The sequence below is a fragment of the Streptomyces sp. SID13666 genome, from assembly GCF_010548325.1.
Classification (GTDB): domain Bacteria; phylum Actinomycetota; class Actinomycetes; order Streptomycetales; family Streptomycetaceae; genus Actinacidiphila; species Actinacidiphila fildesensis.
Genome location: NZ_JAAGLX010000041.1, coordinates 24,863 through 41,100 on the forward strand (window position 1 = coordinate 24,863; position 16,238 = coordinate 41,100).

Genomic DNA, 16,238 nt, shown 5'->3' on the forward strand with positions numbered 1-16,238 from the left:
CGTGCCGCCGCCCATGACTCCGCCCCTGACACCGTCCATGACTCCGGACGAGGCGGTAGCGGCCATGACCGGCCCCGCCGCCCCGTACCTCATCGGCGTCCGCCATCACGCGCCGTCGCTCGCCGCCGTCATGCCGGAACTGCTGGACGCCGCAAGGCCGGAGGTGCTGCTCGTCGAGCTGCCCGCGGACCTGCAGGAGTGGCTGCCCTGGCTCGCCCATGCCGACACCCTGGCTCCGGTCGCGCTGGCCGCCGTCCCCGCCGCCGGCGGCGGGGACGGGCGCGGCCCCGCCTTCTATCCGTTCGCCGACTTCTCTCCCGAACTCGCCGCCCTGCGCTGGGCCGCGGGCCACGGCGTTCCCGTCATCGCGTGCGACCTGCCGCTGTCCGACCCGGCCTGGCACGAACGCCGCGCGCCGGGCGGCCAGGGCAGCTCCGACGGCGAGGGGCCCGGGCTGCGGGACGCGCTGAACGCCCGCCTCACCGGGCGTCCCGGAGAGGATCTCTGGGACCGCCTCGTGGAGGCCGCCGCCCCCGGCTCCGCACCCGAGGCGCTGCGCCGCGCCGCCCTGCTCACCGGCTGGGCGCTGCGGCACGACGCCGAACGGGGCGGCGGAGTGGAGGCGTCGGACCTGGCCCGCGAGCGGTGGATGCGAGCCCGGATCGACGAGGTCCTGGCCGCCGGCCGCCGGGCCGCGGTCGTCGTGGGCGCCTTCCACACCCCGGCGCTGCTGAGCCCGGACACCGGCCCGGTCCCGCCGGCCGACCCGGCCCCCGACGGCCCGGCGTGGACGGTGTCGCTCATTCCGTACACCTATCCGCTGCTGGACGAGCGGTCCGGCTATCCGGCCGGCATCCGCGACCCCGAATGGCAGCACCTCGTCCTGCGGGCGGCGGGCAGCCCGGCCGCGATCGACGAGGCACTCCTCGGGACCGCGGTGCGGATCTGCGCCGAACTGCGCGCGCAGGACCACCCGTCGGGCCCGGCGGACGCCCGCGAGATCGTGCGGCTGGCGGGCGACCTCGCGAGGCTGCGCGGTCTGCCCGCGCCCGGCCGCGGGGAGCTCATCGAGGCCGTGCAGACGGTGCTCACCCAGGGCGAGCCCCTCGGGCGGGGGCGCGCTGTCGCCCGAGCGCTGGAACGGGTCCTGGTCGGCACCCGCTCCGGCCGGCCCGCCCCCGACGCGCCGCGCAGCGGTCTGGCACCGGCCGTCGAGGAGGAGGTCGCCCGCCTGGGCCTGCCGGGCCCCGGCGACGCGGGGACCACAGCCGCCCGCGATCTGCGGCTGGACCCGCTGCGCTCGGACCTCGACCGCCGCCGGGAACTGCTGCTGCGCCGGCTGACGGTCTGCGGCATCCCCTACGCCTCGGCGACGGCCGTGACGGGTGCGGGCGGCAGCGACGCCGTCACCACCCGGTGGGAGGTGCGCTGGACGCCGGCCACCGCCGCCATGCTGGCCGCTGCCGGTGTCCGCGGCGTCACCCCGGGCCAGGCCGCAGAGGGGCTGCTGCGCGAACGCCGCCGCGCAGAACACGACGCGGGCGGCCCCACCGCCGACCAGACCATCGACGGTCTGGCGGAGGCGGCCTCGTGCGGCCTGCCCGGGCTGGCGGACGAACGGCTCGAGGAACTGGGCCAGGGCGTGCCCGTCACCGGCACACTGCCCCAACTGCTCACCGCACTCGCGCTGCTGGATCGCATCAGGGCCGGCCACGTCGCCGGACTCAGCGTGGACGCGGATCGCGGTGAGCGAGCCACGGGGGTCAACGAACTGCTGACCGCCGCCGCGGTCCGCCAGGTCGACGGCCTCACCGGTTCCGACGATCCGGCGGACGCCCGCGCGCTGCTCGAACTCGCCCACCGCGCGGACGCTTTCGGCGGCATCCGGCTCACCGACTCCCTCACCCGGCTGGCCGCCGACGGCTCACCGCTCATGTCCGCCGCGGCCGGAGCCGTACGCGTTCTGCTCGGACACGAGGACGCGCACGCCTTCGGCACCCGCGCCGCGTCCTGGGTCGACGCGGCCGCGGACGCCGGCTCCCGGGGCGCCCTGACCGCCCGTCTCACCGGCCTGCTCACCGCGGCGGGCCCGCTCCTGGAGACCATGGCACCCGTCCTGGACCCCCTGCTGGGCCGGATCACGGACCTCGGCGACAGCGCCTTCCTGGACCGTCTGCCCGCGCTGCGCGGCGGCTTCGACACCCTCAGCCCGGCCGCCCGCGACCGGTTGCTGACGACCGTGGAGGCACGACTCGGGGACGACGCGGGCCACATCACCGACACGGACGGCATCGACCCGGCCGCGCTGGCGCGGTGGACCCGGGCCGATCTCACCGCCCGCGAGACGCTGGGCCGGCTGGGTCTGCTGCCCGCCGCGCTCCCGGCCCCGCCCGTCACCGAACCGGCCGAAGCCGCCGAACCCTCCGACCCGGCCGGGGCGGCGGATCCGGCAGCCCCAGCCGCCCCCTCGCCGCCGCTTCCTGCCGCCGAGGACCGGATCCTGGCCCCGGCCGACCGGTGGCGGCTGGTACTCGGCCGCCGCACCGATCAACTGCCGCCGTCAGCGGCGCCGTTGGCCACCGCCCTGGACGAGCTGTACGGCAGCGGTCGCGGCGAGGGCTCGCGCGGTGACCTCACCGGCAGTGCCGGGGGCAACCGCGGTGGCCGCCAGACCCCGTACCCGGGGGTCCGGGAATGGTCCGAGGAACTGGCCGCGCTGTTCGGTCCCGGCATCCGCGAGGAAGTGCTCGCGGCGGCGGCCGCGTCCGGGCGCCGCGATGTACTGACCGAACTCGATCCCAGCAGTGTCCGGCCCTCCGTGGATCTGCTCAAGACCGTCCTGCAGCACGCCGGCGGGCTGCCCGAGGCCCGGCTGGGCGCGCTCCGCCCGCTGGTGCGCCGGCTCGTCGAGGAACTCACCCGGCAACTCGCCACCCGACTGCGGCCCGCCATGACCGGCATGACGCTGCCCCGCCCCAGCCGGCGCCCCGGCGGACGGCTGGAACTGGCGCGCACCCTGCGCGCCAACCTCGCGACCGCACGCCGGGCCCCCGACGGCAGCGTCCAGGTCATCCCCGAGCGGCCCGTCTTCCGCTCCCGCGCTCGGCGTGCCGCCGACTGGCGGCTGGTCCTGGTCACCGATGTGTCGGGTTCGATGGAGTCCTCCACCATCTGGTCGGCCCTCACAGCCGCGGTGCTCGCCGGAGTACCCACCCTGTCCACCCACTTCCTGGCCTTCTCCACCGAGGTCATCGACCTCACCGACCAGGTGCACGACCCCCTCTCGCTGCTCCTCGAGGTCCGCGTCGGCGGCGGCACCCACATCGCCGCCGGACTGCGCCACGCGCGCACGCTGGTGACCGTGCCGTCCCGCACCCTCGTCGTCGTGATCAGCGACTTCGAGGAGGGCTATCCGCTCGGCGGACTGCTCTCCGAAGTCCGTTCCCTCGTCGGGGCCGGCTGCCATGTACTCGGCTGCGCGAGCCTGGACGACGCCGGACGTCCCCGGTACTCGACCGGTGTAGCCGGCCAGCTCGTCGCCGCCGGTATGCCGGTCGCCGCCCTCAGCCCGCTCGAACTCGCCCGCTGGGTAGGGGAGAAGATCGCATGAGCCAGGACCTCCCCGCCGTCGCACCCGCCGTGACCGCCGAGATCGTCGGTGCCCTCTCGCCCCGGCTGCGCAAACGCCTCGACGCCGCCGCGGTCAAGATCGCGGCCAGGCCCGCCGTCCGTGACGGCGACACGGTACGGATCGCGGTCGACGACGAGATCAGCCTGGAACTCCACGCCCCCGCCGGGGTGGTAACCACCCAGGGCGGGATCCGCTGCGGCTGTCTGCTCGCCCCGGACTGTCTGCACCGCGCGGCCGTCGCGTCCGCGGCGCCCGTGGCCGACGACGAACCGGCGCCTTCGCCCAAGGACACGGCCACGGACACGGACAGCGGGGCCGCTCCGGCCCCGGAAGCCGCTACCGAGGACGTTGCGACGCCCGAGCAACGGGCTGCCGCCGGCGCCCTGTGGGCGGCAGGGGCCGCCGTTCTCGACGCGGGTATCGAGGGTGCCGGGGCCGTCCTGCAGGCCGAGTTGCTGCGGGCGGCCCACGCGGCCCGGCTCGGTGGGCTGCCCCGCCCGGCCGCGGCGGCCGTCTCGGTCGTCAACGGGCTGCGCGCCGCGCGCTCCGCCGACCCGGCACACCGGCTGGGGGACCTGACCGCTGCGGTACGGGAACTGCTGGCCACCGCCCACCGGTTGCCCGACGCGAAGGACTCCGAACTGGCCGCCCTGCGCGGTACCGCCCGGCAGGCCTATGTGCCCGACGGATCCCTGCGGTTGTACGGGCTGTTCACCGAACCGCTGATCACCGCGGGCGGTTACGCCGGCGCCACCACCTGGGCCGCGGCCGCCGATGGCCGGCTCTACACCGTCTCGGACATCGCACCCGGCGGCCCCGGCCGGGCCGCCGCCGCGGCCGACCGCACCGTGCGGCTCGGCGACACCGCCCTCACCCACCGGGAGCTCTCCCACGCGGGGCTCGCCCTGTCGGGGGCCACCGTCTCGCCGACCGGCCGGCTCGGCGCGGGCGCGGCGGTCAAGGCGGTGCGGGCGGCGGGAGCCGCCTGGACGGCGGAACCCCTCGGGGCGCTGTGGGCGGTACCGGCCGCCGAGCAGGTCGCCCGCGCCCTCCGCGCCCGCGCCCCCGGCGCGGAGACCTCGCACGCGGGAGCCGATCTGCTCTTCCTCGACGTCACGATCCTGGGAGCAGCCCGCGAGACCGGCGGGGACTGCCTACTCGCCGCGTGCGACGATCTGACGCTCCGGCTCACCGCGGCCCATGACCACCCCGCACTGGCCCACCGGGACAACCTCCGGATGCTGGCAGCGCTCCCCGGTGCGCGACTGCGGATCGTCGGCCGCCTCGTCCCGGCGCCCCAGCCCCGGTTGCACCTGCTGGCGATCGCGCACCCCGCCGATCCCGAACGCCGCATCGACATGGGCCTGGACCGCCTCCAGCGCGCCGACCTCCCCACCCTGCCACCGCAGCCGACCGGGCCCGGCCCCGGCGCCGAACCGCTGGACCGGGCTCCGCTCCATCTCCTGCGCCGGCGTCTCGAACAGGCCGTCGCGGCAGGGCGGCGCATTCTCGCCGTTCCCGGATCGCTGTCGTCCGACGCCCACCGCCTGCGCCGTTCCGCCCTCCCCACCGCCGCCGACCTCTTGGCCGCACTGCAACAGGCCGCCACCGAACGCGCCCGCGACCCCTTCGGCCGTCTGCTCCCGGCCGACACGACCCACTTCGCCCGTGCCTGGCTGGGCGCCGCGCTGTACGCAGAAGTGGCGGAGAACTCACTCTGTGCCGCGGCCTGGCAGGCTCCCGATGCCGCAGCCGGGACAGGGTGAGCCCGTCGGCCGGTCACCGCATCCCATAACTGGTTACATCGAAGCGGGACCGGACATGTCCTGGTCCGCCCACTCAAGGAGGAACGTATGGCCTTGCACTGGAAACTCGTCATCGACTGCGCCGACCCCCACCGGCTCGCCGGTTTCTGGGCACAGGCACTGGGCTACGAGGTCGAGGACCACACCGCGCTCATCGAGCGGCTGCTGGGCGTCGGCGCGATCGCCGAGGCCGATCTGATCGATACCGAAGGGCGCCGGGGCTGGTCGACGCTGGCGGCCGTGCGCCACCCGGAGGACCCGTTCGATGCCGCCACCGGCATGGGCCTGGACCGGCGGGTGCTCTTCCAGGGCGTCCCGGAGCCCAAACAGGGCAAGAACCGGCTGCACATCGACCTGCACGTCGGTGCGGAGGCCCGCGAGGCGGAGGTCAAGCGGCTGGAAGGGCTCGGCGCCACCGTACTGAACGTCGTGTCCGAGCCGGGGGGCAGCCACGTCACCATGGCCGACCCGGAGGGCAACGAGTTCGACGTCCAGTAGCCGGAAGCCGGCCGCCGCGGGCCGGCCGTCGTACGGGTGCGGCCCTCAGAGCTCCGCGGCAGAGGGCAGCAGCACCCGGAAGACGGCTCCCTCGCCGGGGGAGGTCACCAGTTCCACCTCGCCGTGATGGGCCGACACCAGCGCGGAGGCGATCGCGAGGCCCAGCCCGGCGCCGCCGCCTTCCTGGCGGCTGCGGGAGGCGTCCACCCGGTAGAAGCGCTCGAAGACCCGGGCCGCCTGCTCGGGCGTCAGCCCGGGCCCCGAGTCGGCGACTTCGATGACGCCGTCGGCGCCGACGGTCCCCACCCCGATCCGGACCGCGGTGCCCGGCGGGGTGTGGGCGACGGCGTTCCCGACGAGGTTGGCGACGACCTGGCGCAGCCGTGCCTCGTCGCCCAGCACCAGCGCGGCGCCGGGGGGCGTCCCCGCCCCGCCGGGCCCGGTCAGGGAGACGGAGCGGGTCGGGTCGAGCGCCGTGGTGTCGTGCAGCGCGTCGACCGCGAGGGTGCGCAGATCCATCGGGGCGAGCTGGACGGGACGCTGTTCGTTCATCCGGACGAGCGTCAGCAGGTCCTCGACCAGGCCGCCCAGCCGTACCGCCTCGCTCTCGATGCGCGCCATCGTGCGCTTGACGTCCGCCTCGTCCGGCAGCGCGCCCATCCGGTAGAGCTCCGCGAAACCGCGGATACCGGCCAGTGGTGTGCGCAGTTCATGGCTGGCGTCGGCGACGAAGCGGCGCATCTGCTCCTCGGACCGGGCGCGGACCGCGAAGGCCGACTCGATCTGGGCCAGCATGCCGTTGAGCGCGCTCGACAGCCGCCCCGCCTCGGTGCGCGGGGAGGCCGCGGGCATCCGGTGCGACAGCGGGCGCCCCGCGGCGATCTCGGCGGCGGTGGCCTCGATTCGGCGCAGTGGCCGCAGCCCGGCGCGCACCGCGAACCAGCCCGCCAGCCCGAGCAGCGCCACCACGACCCCGCCGATCAGCAGGAACGCGTCGCTCAGATGGTCGACGGTCGAGGAGACCTCGTCCAATGAGGCCGCCACGACCACGCCGGACGGCAGAGCACTCGCGGTGGACGTCGCGGCACCGTTCTGCGCGGCGCCGGTCACCGGCACGATCAGCACCCGCCAGCTGCCGCCGCCGTGGTCACTGGGGATGTCGAACGGCTTGTTCAGGTGCGCCCGGAGCGCGGCGGCGTCCATCACGGGCCACAGCGGGCGCGGGTCGCCGGCGGCCACCGGCAGCCGGAACTGTTCGGAGACCTTGCCGTCGGCCGCCGCGAAGCCGACGACGTACTGGCTGGGCAGCCAGGAGCGGGTGCTTCCGGCGTGCGCATAACGCGGCTGGGGAGTGCCCTCGGTGCCCAGCCGGCGGGCCACGGTCTCGCCGTACCGCCCGAGTTGCTGGTCGACCCGCTGCACCAGCCGCCCCCGGACCGAGCCGAGCACGACCGTGTCGCTGACCGTCAGGCCGAGCGCGACCAGCGCCACGGAGAGCAGCACCAGCCGGGAGCGCAGGGACAGCGCGGACGGCCGCAGCACGGTCAGCCGCCGGGCCGCCTTCGTCAAACGGGCGCGCGCACGCATCGCGGCTCAGCCCTGCGGACGGCGCAGCACGTAGCCGATGCCGCGCACGGTGTGGATGAGCTTGGGTGCGCCGTCCGCCCCGGAGTCCACCTTGCGGCGCACGTACGAGATGTACGACTCGACGATGCTCAGGTCGCCGCCGAAGTCGTAGGCCCAGACGTGGTCGAGGATCTGGATCTTCGACACCACCCGGTCGGCGTTCGTCATCAGATAGGCGAGCAGCTTGAACTCGGTGGGGGAGAGCGACACGGGCCGGCCCGCGCGCAGCACCTGGTGGCCCACCGGGTCGAGTTCCAGATCGCCCGCCACCAGGCGCCCGTCGTCGGTGGGGCCGCCGGTGCGGCGCAGGATCGCGCGGATCCGCGCGATCAGCTCCTCCAGGCTGAACGGCTTGGTGACGTAGTCGTCGCCGCCCGCCGTCAGCCCGCTGATCTTGTCCTCCACGCCGTCCTTGGCGGTGAGGAAGAGCACCGGCAGACGGTCCGGTCCCGACGCGGTCCTGGCGTACGGGCCGGACTCCTCGCGCAGCCGCCGCACGACGGCGAATCCGGTCATGTCGGGCAGCATCACATCGAGCACCACCAGGTCCGGCCGCTCGCGGGCGACGGCCGCCAGCGCGTCCTCACCGGAGGCCGCGGAGACCACTTTGAACCCGACGAAGCGCAGCGACGCCGAGAGCAGTTCCCGGATGTTGGGCTCGTCGTCGACGACCAGCAGGCTGGCTTCAGGTGTGTCCATGGACTCTCGGCCCCTCGTGCGATGCGTACGGTTCTGCGGTTCCGGTCGTGCGGGGTCGGCCGATGCACCGTACGCCTTCCGGGCGTAAGGACGGAATCAGCCCCGGCCGGCCCCGAAGCCGCCGCCGCTCGCGCCGCCCTCGGTGACGGTGGTCGCGGCGATGTCGCCGGTGGAGGTCTGGCTGCCGCGCACCGTCACGGTCTGGCCGGGCTGCAGGTCGGACACCTTGCCGCTCTTGGCCTCGGTGACCTTCGTGGTGCCCGCGGTGGTGACCTTGACGATGTTGCCCTGGGCGTCGGTGACGTAGATCGTGCTGCCGTCGACGAGCTTCACCGTGCCGATGGTCAGACCGCCGCCCGCGGCCGGGCCACCGGTACCACCGGCCCCGCCCTGACCGCCGGTCTGGCCGCCCGCCTGGCCGCCGCCGAAGGTGCGGCCGCCGGTCCCGGTACGGCCCGCGGCGGCGCCCGCTCCGGCGTTGAAGCCGCTGCGCCCGGCCGCGGCCGGATTGTTCTGGACGTGGTTCTTCTCGACCAGCGCGCCGCCGGTGAAGGCCGCCGCGGCCACCACGCCGCCGGAGAGCAGCAGCGTCAGCCAGGGCAGGCTCCGCCGGGGCGGGGCGCTGAGTTCCGCCGAGATGTCCCGGGCGTCCGGCGGCTCGGCGAGGATGTCCTCGGGCCGGGCCGCCGGCCGGCCACCGGAGCTCTCGAGGATCTCCGCCCGGCCCGCCTCCGCGAAACCGTAGGGTTCCGCTGCCGAGGTGCCGGGGACCACCGGCAGACGGGTGGTGCCGTCCGGGTCGCTGAAGCCGGGGTCGTACTCGGTGTAGGTGTCGGACGGCGCCGGATCCTGGGCGTCGGCCTTCACGAGATCGGTGCGGCGTCGGGCCATGTCCGCTTCTCCTGTCCGTGCTGTCGAGGGGGAATGATCGAGGCGGGGTGGGCGAGTGGGGGAGCGATCGTCGCCGGGAAGGCGTCGCACCCGCCGTCTCACTCGTGCCGCAGGGCCTCGATGGGCCGCAGGCTCGCGGCGCGGTTGGCCGGGTAGCTGCCGAAGAACAGCCCGATCGCCACGGCGATGGCGAACGCGCCGACGACCGACTCCGGGATGACCACCGGTTTGATGCCGACGATCGTGAAGTGGGAGCCGATGAGCCCCACCGCCACCCCGAGCCCGCCGCCGACCAGCGACAGCAGTGTCGACTCGGCCAGGAACTGCCCCAGGATGACGCCCCGCGGGGCGCCGATCGCCTTGCGGATCCCGATCTCCCGGGTCCGCTCGGTCACCGTCACCAGCATGATGTTGGTGATGCCGATCCCGCCGACCAGCAGCGAGATCGCGGCCACCGCACCCAGCAGCACCGTGAAGGTCTTGTTGGTCGACGCCTGGGTGGTCAGCAGCGACTCCTGGCTGCTCACCCGGAAGTCGAGCGCCGACGGGTCCTTGAGGCCGTGCTGCCCCATCAGTACGGCGGTGATCTCGTTCTGCGCCGGGGTCGTGGCGTCGGCCGACTTCGCCTCGACCAGGATCTGGTTCAGCGAGCCGAAGCCGGTGAACGCGTTCTGCACGGTCGTCAGGGGGGCGATCACGACGTCGTCCGGGTCCTGGAATCCGGTGCCGCCCTTGGCCGCCAGCTCCCCGACCACGGTGAACGGTGTGCCGCCGAGCACCACCGACCTGCCGATCGGGCTGGCGGTCCCGAACAGGTCGGTCGCCGTGGTGGCACCGATCACCGCCACCTTGCGGGAGTTGAGCACATCGTCGGCGCTGAAGTAGTCGCCCTTGACGACCTTGCTGTTCGAGGCTTCGAAGTACGCCGGGTAGGTGCCCACGACCTGGCCGACCGTGTGCGAGGTGCCCTGGTACAGCGCCGTCTGGGAGGTGGTGACCTCCGGCGCGACGGCCTGGATGCTGGGTGCCTGGGCGGGGTCGGCGAGTGCCTTGGCGTCGGCGACCGTCAGCGGTTTCACGGTCGACGAGGCGCGCCCGCCGCCGAAGCCGGCGCCCGACGAGATGGTCAGGGAGTTGGTGCCCAGCTTCTCGATGGAGTCCTTCACCGCCTGCGAGGAGCCGTTGCCCACCGCGAGCAGCAGGATGACCGCGGCCACCCCGATCAGCACCCCGAGCATGGTCAGCGCGGACCGCACCTTGTTCGCCGCGAGTCCGCCGAAGGCGAAGCGCAGCGTCTCGAACGGGTTCACCGGCTGACTCCACCGGTCAGCGCCCGCGAGGAAGGCGAGGAAGACGAGGACTTCGGTGCGTGCGGTGCGTGCGGGGAGGCGGCCGCGAAGGCGGCGGGATCCCGCAGCGCGGGCGGCGGACCGTCCGCCGGCGCCTGCCGTACGTCCTCCACGACCTGGCCGTCGACCAGCCGCAGCACCCGCTTGGCGTGCCGGGCGACCTCGTCCTCGTGAGTGATCAGCACGACGGTGCGCCCCGAGGCGTTGAGCCGGTCGACGATGGCGAGCACCTCCTCGGTGCTGTGGCTGTCCAGGTTTCCGGTGGGCTCGTCCGCCAGCAGCATCGCCGGCGCCGTGACCAGCGCCCGCGCCACCGCCACCCGCTGCTGCTGCCCGCCGGACAGCTCATTGGGGCGGTGGTCCATCCGGTCGGCGAGACCCACCAGCTCCAGGGCCGCCACCGCGCGGCGGCGCCGCTCGGCCGTCTTCACCCCGGCGTACGCCAACGGCAGTTCCACCTGCGCGAGCGCGGACGTACGCGGCACCAGGTTGAAGGACTGGAAGACGAACCCGATCTTGCGGTTGCGGACCAGCGAGAGCTGGTGCTCGTCCAGGCCGCCCACGTCGATCCCGTCCAGCAGGTACCGGCCGGAGGTGGGCACGTCCAGACAGCCGAGGATGTTCATCAGCGTCGACTTGCCCGACCCCGAACTGCCCATCACGGCCACCATGTCGCCCTGTCGCACGACGAGGTCGACGCCGGGCGCCGTGCCGCTGTCCGGGTCCGGCGGGCCGCCGAGCGCGCGCACGACCGCGTCGCCGTGCCCGTACGTCTTGAGCAGCGACCGCACCTCGATCACCGGCGCGGGCCCCCAGGGGCCGTCCGCACGTGGTTCGGGCCCGCTCGCCGCCGCCTCGCGGCGGCGCAGCCGGAGCCCCAGAGCCGGGTTCATCCGCGGCCACCCCCGCCGCCGGTGCGGAACCCGCCGCCACCGGTACCGCCGCCACCGGTACCGCCACCGCCGGTGGCGCCGCCGGTGCGGGTCCGCCCGGCACCGCCGAGACCGCCGGGGAACGCGCCGCTCGGGAAACCGCTGGTCCCCGACGAGGAGACGGTGGTGATCTGGACCTGCTCGCCCTCGGTGAGGCCGGAGGCGATCTGGTCCTCGGTGTCGCCCTCCACACCGACCGTCACGCTCGTCCGCTGGGTGCTGCCGTCAGGCCTGACCACCGTCACCGTGCGGTTCGCGCCGGTGCCGGACACCGCCGCCGTCGGCACGTACAGCGCCCCGGAGGCCTCGCCCGTCACGACCTGGATGTTGGCGCTGAGCCCGGTGCGCAGGCCCTCGGTCGGGCTGGTGATGGAGAGGGTCGCCGCGTACTGCACGGCGCTTCCCGAACCGCTGCCGCCGCTCGAGCCTGACCCGCTGCTCACGGGCAGCGAACTGACTGAAAGCACCTTGGCGTTGAGCACCGTGCCCGACTCGGCGTTGAGGGTGACCGTGGCCGTCTGGCCGGGCTTCAGCTTGAGGGTGTCGGACTCCGAGAAGTTGGCCGTCACCTGCATACCGGTCGGATTGGTGATCACGACGAAGCCGGTGGGCGTGGTCGACGAACCGGTGGCGCTGCTGCTCCCCGACCCGGATCCCGACCCGGAGCCCGAGCCGGAACTGCCGGACGAGCCGCCCGCCGTGGAGTTGCCCGTGCCGGACACCGACTGTCCGGTCTTGCCGGACACCGAGGCCACGGTGCCGTCGACCGGGGACCTCAGCACCGTTCCGTCGACCGCGCGCTGCGCCGCGTCCACGGTGTTCTGCGCCTGGGTGAGCTGGGCCTGGGCCTGGGCGAGCTGGGCCGGATCCACGGTGGGCGTCGGGGTGGGGGCCGGTGTCGGGGTCGCGTTGCCCTGGGAGCGGCCCGAGCCGCCGGAGGACCCGCTGGACGACCCACCGCCGGAACCCGTCATGGTGGAACTCGGCTGGCCCTCCTCCACCTTGGTGAGGTCGGCCCGCGCCGCGATCAGCGACGCCTGGTCCTGGGCGAGTGCCTCTTCGGCCGCTGTCGCGTCCACCTTGGCGAGCACCTTGCCCTTGGCTATCTTGTCGCCGGGTTTGACGTCGACCTCGGTGAGCTGGCCGCCGGTGGTGAAGTTCACCCCGGCGTCACTGGGCGAGGTGAGCGACCCGGAACCGGAGACCGTCGCCAGCACCGTGCCCTTGGCGACCGTCACCGTCCGCGTGCCGGCCCGTGCGGGGGTGTCGCTGCCGCTGTTCACCGTCGCGTAGGCGCCACCGGCACCCGCGAGGACCACAACGCCGAGCGCCGAGTTGATCAGGACGGCCCTGCGCCGTCGTGGTAGCACCTTCATGGCGGCACATCCTGGCCGTCCGCACCTTTGAATTCCTGGGAGAAGTCTGGGAGTTCCCTGGGAGCCCGAACGACCTCATACCGCGCGATAGGGACGATATCCCACCGAACGGACCGCGATCCGCGCTTCCCCGGCCCCGCAGCGAGGCCGACTGCCAGGGAACTCACAGCCAGTCCCCTGGCGGCCCCCACCTGCGTGCGGTTCAGTCATGGGCCGCCGGCACCGCGGGTCCCCGGCCCGCGCCCGACCTGACGTCGCAGACCACCGACCCCGTCCAACGCTCCGAGGAGACAACGGCCATGACCTGGACCACCGACGGGCCGTCCACCGCTCGGCCGTCCACCGCGCGACCGGCCCTCCGGGCCGCCGCGGCGGCCGCCGTTCTCGCCTCCGGCGTCCTGCTGCTCGCCGCCTGCTCCTCCTCGGCCGCTTCGAGCGCCGCGGCCAAGCCGTCCGCCTCCGGGTCGGCGTCCGGGGCAGCCCGGATGGACGCCTACCGCCAGTGCCTCGCGCAGCACGGCGTCACCCTGCCGACGCGGCCGAGCGGCAGCGCGCGGCCGGGAGGCGGCAAGGGCACGCCGGGAGCCGGCGGGGGCAGCCGCCGGCCCGGTGGCGGTTTCGGCGGCTTCGGGGGTGGCGGCGCTTCCGCCGATCCGGCCCGGCAGCAGGCGATGCAGGCCTGCGCGTCCCTGCGACCGAAGACCGGCGGCCAGGGCGGGAACCGGGGCGGTTTCGGCGGCGACAGCACCGCGATGAAGGCCTTCACCAGCTGTCTGAAGGACCACGGCGTCGTGCTGCCCTCCGCGTCCCCGGGCAGCGGCGGCCCGCGCGGCTTCAACACCTCGGACCCCAAGACGGCCCAGGCCTACCAGACCTGCCGGGTCCTGCTCCCGCAGCGCCCCTCCGGTGCTCCCACCGGAAGCGCCGGCCCCTCCGCCTGACGCCGGGTGCGAGGCACCCGTCCCCCGCGCGGGGGACGGGGTCCGTTCCCGGGCATGATCCGGTGCGGCGGCCGTCGGGACAGTCTGGTCACATGGTCACTCACGAGATTCCCGCAGCCGTCCGCCGCAGCCCGCTTCCCGCCCGATGGGTGGTCGTCGCCGCGCAGGTCGCGGCACTGACCGCCGTCCCGTCCGGGATATGGCGGATCACGATGGGGTTCGGCATCCCGGTGGGCTTCGACACCACCGGCCTGGGAGCCCCCGGCTGGTTCAGCGTCGTGTGCGTCGTGATGGGCCTGGGCATCGAAGGACTGACGATGCTCACCCTGGGACTGGTCAGGCCCTGGGGCGAGACGGTTCCGCGCTGGATCCCGGTCGTGGGAGGCCGGCGGGTCCCGCCGCTCGCGGCGGTGATCCCGGCCGCGCTCGGCTCGATCGCCCTGATGCTGCTGTCGATCCCCAACGCGAAGGGCTTCGGAGGCGCGGAGCGAGCGCCGACGGGACTCGCCCTCGTGGTGATGGACGCCTGCTACGCGCCCCTGCTGCTGTGGGGTCCGCTGCTCGGCGTGGTCACGCTCTCCTACTACCGGCGCCGCCGCGGGCAGTAGGCGCGAGCATCGCCCCCGAGCCGCCCGGACCTGTCCCGGGCGGCCGCCCGGGTGCTCAGCCCTTCCGTACCGCGGCAAGCCCCTTCTGCAGGTCCTCGCCGTTCATCACCGGCTGGATCTCGATCCTCGCGCCGAGTTCCTCGAAGAGCGGTTCCGCGATGGAGGGCAGCAGCGAACTGTCCGTCATGTCGAAGACGAAGGTGCACGACCGGTCGCCCTCGCTGGGGCCGAAATAGGCCGCCTCGGGCTTGAGGAGCTCCGACAGCTGCTCCATGACCTGTCCCAGCCTGCCGCTCTTGAACGCCGCGTTCCCGGCCTGGGTGTCCAGATGCGCCCTCAGCATGACCCTCATAGGACTCGCTCCTTCCGTCCACCACGCCCGGCGCGGTCACGCCCGCGCTCACGGAGACCTGGTGACGTCGAGCTCAGCCTCTCCTCGGGTGATGGGGGCTGCAACATCTCATCGCCCGTCCGTGCCGACCCGGAAGGCCCGGCGGTGCCAGGGCGAGGGGACGCAGGCCTACGTGAGGTCGAACCGGGCGCTGACGCGCTTGCCCACCGGTACGAGTTCCATCGTCAGACCGTCGCAGAGCCGCAGCACGATCTCCATGCCGTGCCCGCCGATCCGCAGCGGATCGGGGGCGAAGACCCGCGGCAGGGTGCTGCCGCTGTCCCACACGGTGACGTGGACGGACTCGGCGTCGCCGGCCAGCTCCACCAGGTAGGGGCCGCCGGAATGCCGCTCCGCGTTGGTGGCCAGCTCGCTGACCACCAGCAGGATGTCCTGCATCTGTTCCGCGCCGACCGGGGCGTACCACTCGGCGGCGAGCTGGTGCAGGAAGTCGGCCGTCAGCCGGCGGGCGGCGCCGATGGTGCCGACCGAGCCGTCGTAGTGCGCGGCCCGGTGGTGGGTGGCGGCCTGCACCGGCGGCGGCATGGCCGGCGTACGCCGTTTGATCCCGATCATGTCGCTCCTGCCGCCGTGATGGCCCGCGGGCCCGAACACTGAGGCCTCTCCTACCCTGGGGACACCGACCTATACCTGCCAGTAGCAAACCGCCGGTCGGCAGAGCAGGCCGCCGGTCACCCGATCGCGATCACCGGGTGCTGCGCCGGGTCGGCCCAGCGCAGCACATTGGTGAGGACGCTCTGCGGAATCGCGACACAGCCCGCGGTGGGCCCGGCCTTCGGACCGAGCGCGTGCAGGAAGATCCCGGCGCCGCGGCCCGGAACCGCGGGGTTGGTGTTGAAGTTGATCACCAGCGCATTCCGGTACTGCACGGGGTAGTTGACGAGGTGCTCGCTGCCGTGGTCGCCGGCCTCCGTCAGCGGGAAGCCGCCCTGCGCGGCCTGGCGCATCCGGTTGTAGTAGCGGGAGTCCGGGTCCTCCACCCACCAGTCCGCCGCGGTGACCCGGTGGTACGGCATCCGGGTGCCGGGGTTGGCGTCGACGCCGAAGCCCTGGGTGAGGGTGTAGGTGCCGCTGGGTGTCGTGTACGTACCCTGCTTGCGCGTGGCGCCGTCGGTGATGCCGTGCGAGCCGACCCGCGCGCCGGTGGTCACGTACTTCTTGATCCAGATGGCGCCGGTCTGCTGCCAGGCGATGACGGTCGCGTACGAACCGTGGGCCTGCACGCTGATCACCTGGTGGGCGGAACCGACCGTCACCGGCACCGGGAAGCGGGGCGGGGGAGTGGCCGCACCGTGGGCCGGTACCGACCCGAGCAGGGTGCCGGTGACGGCCCAGACGGTGATCGCGGCCACCGCGGCGGCCCGCCGCGAGCGGGACCTGAGTGATATGACGCGTCGTCCGACAGCGGTCCCGCCGAGGTGTGTGAGTCCCATCGGATCACTCTAGAGCGACATCGGGGCGCCGGCGTCA

Annotated in this window: 14 protein-coding genes; 5 read left to right on the plus strand and 9 right to left on the minus strand. The window is 74.1% G+C overall.

The window, feature by feature from the left end; translation table 11 throughout:
* Positions 1-13 precede the first annotated feature (13 nt).
* From G3I60_RS34655 to G3I60_RS34665, 3 genes are all read left to right on the plus strand, one after another.
* On the plus strand, positions 14-3,610 hold the full coding sequence (locus tag G3I60_RS34655; RefSeq protein WP_239070623.1) for a DUF5682 family protein: 3,597 nt from the start codon (positions 14-16) through the stop codon (positions 3,608-3,610).
* Positions 3,607-5,397: a hypothetical protein gene (locus G3I60_RS34660; RefSeq protein WP_164297114.1), complete on the plus strand. Its 1,791-nt coding sequence runs from the start codon at positions 3,607-3,609 to the stop codon at positions 5,395-5,397. The genes G3I60_RS34655 and G3I60_RS34660 overlap by 4 nt, the downstream gene beginning before the upstream one ends.
* Positions 5,398-5,484: 87 nt before the next feature.
* On the plus strand, positions 5,485-5,934 hold the full coding sequence (locus G3I60_RS34665; protein WP_164297116.1) for a VOC family protein: 450 nt from the start codon (positions 5,485-5,487) through the stop codon (positions 5,932-5,934).
* Between the two features lie 45 nt (positions 5,935-5,979).
* On the opposite strand, the gene G3I60_RS34670 is transcribed toward G3I60_RS34665, so the two are convergent.
* From G3I60_RS34670 to G3I60_RS34695, 6 genes are all read right to left on the minus strand, one after another.
* Positions 5,980-7,521 (minus strand): cell wall metabolism sensor histidine kinase WalK, encoded by a 1,542-nt coding sequence (locus tag G3I60_RS34670; protein ID WP_164297118.1) that lies wholly within the window; start codon positions 7,519-7,521, stop codon positions 5,980-5,982.
* A gap of 6 nt (positions 7,522-7,527) precedes the next feature.
* Positions 7,528-8,259, minus strand: a complete 732-nt coding sequence (locus tag G3I60_RS34675) for a response regulator transcription factor (RefSeq protein ID WP_164297120.1) — start codon at positions 8,257-8,259, stop codon at positions 7,528-7,530.
* A gap of 96 nt (positions 8,260-8,355) precedes the next feature.
* Positions 8,356-9,150 carry a hypothetical protein gene (locus G3I60_RS44765; RefSeq protein WP_203674635.1) on the minus strand — a complete coding sequence of 265 codons (795 nt, stop codon included), beginning with the start codon at positions 9,148-9,150 and terminating at the stop codon, positions 8,356-8,358.
* Positions 9,151-9,248: 98 nt separating this feature from the next.
* Complete coding sequence (locus G3I60_RS34685; RefSeq protein ID WP_164297122.1) at positions 9,249-10,460, minus strand: ABC transporter permease; 1,212 nt, start codon at positions 10,458-10,460, stop codon at positions 9,249-9,251.
* Positions 10,457-11,392 (minus strand): ABC transporter ATP-binding protein, encoded by a 936-nt coding sequence (locus tag G3I60_RS34690; protein WP_164297124.1) that lies wholly within the window; start codon positions 11,390-11,392, stop codon positions 10,457-10,459. Before G3I60_RS34690 ends, G3I60_RS34685 begins: the two co-directional genes overlap by 4 nt.
* Entirely contained in the window at positions 11,389-12,807 is a 1,419-nt protein-coding gene (locus G3I60_RS34695; protein WP_164297127.1) for an efflux RND transporter periplasmic adaptor subunit, read from the minus strand. Before G3I60_RS34695 ends, G3I60_RS34690 begins: the two co-directional genes overlap by 4 nt.
* A gap of 299 nt (positions 12,808-13,106) precedes the next feature.
* On the opposite strand from G3I60_RS34695, the gene G3I60_RS44770 reads away from it, so the two are divergent.
* Complete coding sequence (locus G3I60_RS44770; protein ID WP_203674637.1) at positions 13,107-13,748, plus strand: hypothetical protein; 642 nt, start codon at positions 13,107-13,109, stop codon at positions 13,746-13,748.
* Positions 13,749-13,840: 92 nt separating this feature from the next.
* The gene (locus G3I60_RS34705) at positions 13,841-14,356 is read left to right on the plus strand and encodes a hypothetical protein (RefSeq protein WP_203674639.1); all 516 of its coding nucleotides are present in this window, start codon (positions 13,841-13,843) and stop codon (positions 14,354-14,356) included.
* Between the two features lie 55 nt (positions 14,357-14,411).
* Here G3I60_RS34705 and G3I60_RS34710 read toward each other — a convergent pair whose 3' ends face one another.
* The 3 genes from G3I60_RS34710 to G3I60_RS34720 form a co-directional block, all read right to left on the minus strand.
* Positions 14,412-14,708, minus strand: a complete 297-nt coding sequence (locus tag G3I60_RS34710) for a hypothetical protein (RefSeq protein ID WP_203674641.1) — start codon at positions 14,706-14,708, stop codon at positions 14,412-14,414.
* 168 nt (positions 14,709-14,876) lie between these two features.
* Positions 14,877-15,323: an ATP-binding protein gene (locus G3I60_RS34715; RefSeq protein WP_164297129.1), complete on the minus strand. Its 447-nt coding sequence runs from the start codon at positions 15,321-15,323 to the stop codon at positions 14,877-14,879.
* Between the two features lie 116 nt (positions 15,324-15,439).
* The gene (locus G3I60_RS34720; RefSeq protein ID WP_164297131.1) at positions 15,440-16,201 is read right to left on the minus strand and encodes a L,D-transpeptidase; all 762 of its coding nucleotides are present in this window, start codon (positions 16,199-16,201) and stop codon (positions 15,440-15,442) included.
* Positions 16,202-16,238 lie beyond the last annotated feature (37 nt).